The following is a 3,709-nucleotide window of genomic DNA, read 5'->3' as shown; positions in this document are numbered from 1 at the left end:
CTCTCGGACCGCGATCTGGCCCTGGACCGGACCATGATCCCGCTGGGGTCGTGCACCATGAAGCTGAACGCCACGGCCGAGATGGAGGCCATCTCCTGGCCGGAGTTCGCTTCCATCCACCCCTTCGCCCCGGAATCCCAGACCGCCGGCTGGCGTGAACTGATCGAGGACCTCGAAGGCCAGCTGACCGAGATCACGGGCTACGACCAGGTCTCGATCCAGCCCAACGCCGGTTCCCAGGGCGAGCTCGCGGGCCTGCTGGCGATCCGCGGCTACCATCTCTCCCGCGGCGATGCCCAGCGCACCGTCTGCCTGATCCCGGCCTCCGCGCACGGCACGAACGCGGCCTCGGCCGTGCTSGCCGGCATGAAGGTCGTGGTCGTGGCCACGGCTTCGGACGGCACGATCGACCACGCGGACCTGACCGCSAAGATCGAGCTGCACAAGGACGCGCTGTCCTGCATCATGATCACCTACCCGTCCACGCACGGGGTGTACGACGCCGATGTCCGCGAGGTCTGCGACGCGATCCACGCCGCCGGCGGCCAGGTCTACATCGACGGCGCCAACCTCAACGCCCTGGTCGGTCTGGCCCAGCCGGGCATGTTCGGCGGCGACGTCTCGCACCTGAACCTGCACAAGACCTTCTGCATCCCGCACGGCGGCGGCGGACCGGGCGTCGGCCCGGTCGCGGCCAAGGCCCACCTGGCTCCCGCTACGGCTCGGCAGGTGTGCTGCCGATCTCCTGGGCGTACGTGAAGCTCATGGGGGGCCGGGGCCTCACCGAGGCGACCAAGTCCGCGCTGCTCGCAGCCAACTATGTTGCGTCCCGGCTGGATGAGCACTTCCCGGTGCTCTACACCGGCGAAGGCGGCCTGGTGGCCCACGAATGCATCCTGGACCTGCGCGAACTCACGGCCAAGACCGGAGTGACCGCCGAGGACGTGGCCAAGCGCCTGATCGACTACGGCTTCCACGCCCCCACCCTGGCGTTCCCGGTGGCCGGCACCCTCATGGTGGAGCCCACCGAATCCGAGGACCTGGGCGAGATCGACCGCTTCATCACGGCCATGGTCGCCATCCGCGCCGAGATCGACCAAGTGGCCAACGGCGAATTCACCGTGGAGCACAGCCCGCTGCGCAACGCCCCGCACACCGCCGCTGCCGTGATCAGCACCGACTGGACCCGCGAGTACCCGCGCGAACAGGCCGTATTCCCGGTCCACACGCTCAAGCAGGACAAGTACTTCCCGCCCGTCGGCCGGATCGACGGAGCAGCCGGGGACCGCAACCTGATCTGCTCCTGCCCTCCCCTCGAAGCCTTCGAAGACCACTCCGATGATTCCGCCAACTCCGATTCCGCCAACTAAGGACAGCCAACGATGACTGAGAATTACACGGCACTTTACGAAGAGCACAAGAAGCTCGGCGCCTCCTTCACGGACTTCGGCGGCTGGCAGATGCCGCTGAAGTACAGCTCCGAACTTGCCGAACACCATGCCGTCCGCAAGTCCGCGGGACTGTTCGACCTCTCCCACATGGGCGAAGTCTGGGTCACCGGCCCCGACGCCGCAGCCTTCCTGGACTACGCCCTCGTCGGCAAGATCTCCGCGATGGCCATTGGCAAGGCCAAGTACTCGCTGATCTGCAACGAGGACGGCGGCATCATCGACGACCTCATCACCTACCGCCGCGGCGACCAGAAGTTCCTCGTGGTCCCCAACGCCGGCAACGCCAAGGTAGTCGCCGAGGCCCTCGCTGAACGGGCCGGTTCCGGAAAGGACGGCGGGTTCGACGTCACCGTCCGTGACGCGTCCGCCGAGATCTCGCTGATCGCCGTGCAGGGACCCAAGGCCCAGGAGATCCTGCTGCGCCTTGTCCCCGCTGCGCAGCACGAGCTCGTCACCGGCCTGAAGTACTACGCCGCCGTGGACGTCCCGTTCATGTTCGGCGGCGCCAGCCAGGACCTCCTGCTGGCCCGCACGGGCTACACCGGTGAAGACGGCTTCGAGATCTTCGTCGCGAACGACGACGCCGCCGCCCTTTGGCAGGCGCTCGTCGCCATCGCCGAGGACGGCGAGCTGACCCCCGCCGGGCTCGCGTCCCGCGATTCGCTCCGTCTCGAGGCCGGCATGCCGCTTTACGGCAACGAACTCTCCCTCGAAGGCGATCCGTTCGCCGCCGGCCTGGGCCCCGTCGTCGCCCTGTCCAAGGAAGGCGACTTTATCGGCAAGGCCGCCTTGGCCGCCAAGAAGGAAACCGGCGCCGGCGCCACGACGGGCCGCAGGCTCGTCGGGCTCAAGGGCCTCGGGCGCCGGGCCGGCCGCGGCCACTACCCGGTCCTCAAGGACGGCAACGTCGTCGGCGAAGTCACCTCCGGCCAGCCCAGCCCGAGCCTCGGCTACCCGGTCGCGATGGCCTATGTGGACGTCGAATTCACCGAGCCCGGCACGGCACTGGACATCGACCTCCGCGGCAAGGCCGAACCCTTCGAAGTTGTCGCACTGCCTTTCTACAAGCGCCAAAAGTAGTCTGCCGCGGCCTGTCCCGGTGTCTGTCTTGTGGCCGGCACCGGGGCTGTCCGACTGAGTTTTCACGCGTGCTCGCTCGCTTGACCCGCCGTCCCCCTAACCTCGCAAGCTCGGTTAGGGAACCCTGACGGCGGTCGCTCGCTTAGACGCACGCTTCCGAAAACCCAGCCCGGCCAGCCCCTCGGGGGTACGTCACCTTGGAGGCATCACGCCACATCCGGACCATCGGGAACCGGCGCCTTCGAAAGCCAAAAGTGCTGGGGGAGGTGCCGCCTACCGCGGCTCTGGGTTGTTCCAAGCTCGATCATTGGGGGTTGAGCTTGATGACACCCTTGAAGCCAAGAAGTAGCCCGGCTCTGGAAGATATCGAAAGGCCGCTGTTTCTTCCGGGAAAACGGCTGGCCCCGAAAACTGTTGGCCCCGAAAACTGAATTTTTTTTGATAGCGGCAGGGGAGCGAATTCCGGAAGCGTGCGTCTAAGGGAGCGTCGCGTCCGCCCAGCGGGCGCCTTCGCGACCGAACACGCGGAGAAATTCGGTTTCCGGCCGCGTAACCCGGCCACAATTGATTTAGCACCAACGACCACTCCAAGACTTAGGAAAAACACATGGCAAAAGTTGCCCCTGAACTGCAGTACTCCGACGAGCACGAGTGGGTTGCGCGGGAGGCCGGGAACGTTGTGTCCATCGGCATCTCGGCCGTCGCCACCGACGCCCTGGGCGACATCGTCTACGTGGACCTGCCCGAGATCGGCGCCACGGTGACCGCGGGGGAGACCTGCGGCGAAGTCGAATCGACCAAGTCCGTCTCGGACCTGTACGCCCCCGTCACGGGCGAGGTCACCGAAACCAACCCCGCCGTCGTCGACGACCCCTCCCTGATCAACAGCGATCCGTACGGCGCCGGCTGGCTCTTCAAAGTGGCCGCCGAATCGGACGGCCCGCTGCTCTCGGCGCAGGAGTACGCGTCCAAGAACGGCGGCGAACTGTGAGCGGCGCAACGGCGGCCGCGGGCACACAGACGCTGGCGTTTGAGCAGGTCGTTTCCCGGAGTCTGGACGCGGACCTGTCCGTGCTGGATCCGGAGATCGCCGCGAAGATCGACGCCGAACTCAGCCGGCAGCGTGACGGTTTGGAGATGATCGCCTCGGAGAACCACACCGCGAGGGCTGTGATGCA

At 66.7% G+C, this 3,709-nt stretch carries 2 protein-coding genes and 2 pseudogenes; all 4 read left to right on the top strand.

Annotated elements, in window-relative coordinates:
- Nucleotides 1-1,370 (top strand): annotated as a pseudogene (locus tag AC1D0A_RS21845) (glycine dehydrogenase (aminomethyl-transferring)); the annotation flags it as partial.
- Between the two features lie 12 nt (nucleotides 1,371-1,382).
- On the top strand, nucleotides 1,383-2,531 hold the full coding sequence (gene gcvT / locus AC1D0A_RS21840; RefSeq protein ID WP_476946828.1) for a glycine cleavage system aminomethyltransferase GcvT: 1,149 nt from the start codon (nucleotides 1,383-1,385) through the stop codon (nucleotides 2,529-2,531).
- Nucleotides 2,532-3,138: 607 nt separating this feature from the next.
- The gene (gene gcvH / locus AC1D0A_RS21835) at nucleotides 3,139-3,522 is read left to right on the top strand and encodes a glycine cleavage system protein GcvH (RefSeq protein WP_028278255.1); all 384 of its coding nucleotides are present in this window, start codon (nucleotides 3,139-3,141) and stop codon (nucleotides 3,520-3,522) included.
- Nucleotides 3,519-3,709 (top strand): annotated as a pseudogene (locus tag AC1D0A_RS21830) (serine hydroxymethyltransferase); the annotation flags it as partial. The gene gcvH and the pseudogene AC1D0A_RS21830, both read left to right, overlap by 4 nt.

Source organism: Arthrobacter sp. P1_D4 (assembly GCF_056406115.1).
Note: the sequence above shows the minus strand (reverse complement) of the source record. Positions and strands in the feature narration are given on the sequence as shown.